Origin of the sequence: Gilliamella sp. Nev6-6 (assembly GCF_001690605.1) — a bacterium.
In the GTDB taxonomy this organism is placed as follows: Bacteria; Pseudomonadota; Gammaproteobacteria; order Enterobacterales; family Orbaceae; genus Gilliamella; species Gilliamella apicola_C.
The window spans coordinates 1-708 of the sequence record NZ_LZHP01000044.1 but is presented as its reverse complement, the minus strand read 5'-3'; the positions used below and the strand labels follow the sequence as shown (position 1 = coordinate 708).

The window sequence follows — 708 nt, the reverse complement described above, 5'->3', positions numbered from 1 at the left end:
ATTACCCGTTACTTAGATAAACTGGCCGAATATCATGGGTATCCATTAAAAATACGGGTCGATAATGGGCCAGAATTTACAGGAAAAACCTTTATAAACTGGGCTAAATCACATGATATAACCATTGATTATATCCAGCCCGGTAGCCCTTATCAAAATGGCTATATTGAACGATTTAATCGTACCTATCGTACTGAAGTACTCGATTTATATCTTTTTAACAACTTAGCACAAGCAAGGAGAATAACCGAAGAATGGCTAACCATTTATAACACCGAAAGACCGCATGAGGCATTAAATAACATGACACCGATTGAGTATAAAACACTAAAACAAGCAGCATGATTTTCTACGTGAGTTGTGTACTAAGTTTGGGGTATTTACACATTGTACCTAAACCATGGACAATAAAGGGAGCAGAAATTATGGAGATTAAACCATTAAAATGAATAGTCATATAAAAAAAATAAAGTTAATTCTTTTTGAAATATCCATATTATTGAAAAAAGGAAATTACCCTGACTGGGGAAATAGTTTTATGAAATTTAGTGAAGACATAGAAATTAATTTCGAAGCTGTAAAAAATCAAATATTAATACTATATGGAGGTATGGGATCTTTTAATGATATAGTGTTACATAATAATAAAAAACCATTAATTAATGAAAATAACAGATTAGATGATTTAAGAACTCAGCTGTATAAATT

The 708-nt window shown here is 30.9% G+C and carries 2 protein-coding genes; both read left to right on the top strand.

The features are described from left to right. Positions 1–345 (top strand): integrase core domain-containing protein (locus tag A9G42_RS05325; protein ID WP_179854609.1); only part of this gene is annotated, 345 nt, incomplete at its 5' end. 100 nt (positions 346–445) lie between these two features. After that, positions 446–708 (top strand): DUF6966 domain-containing protein (locus A9G42_RS14110; RefSeq protein WP_082211933.1); only part of this gene is annotated, 263 nt, incomplete at its 3' end.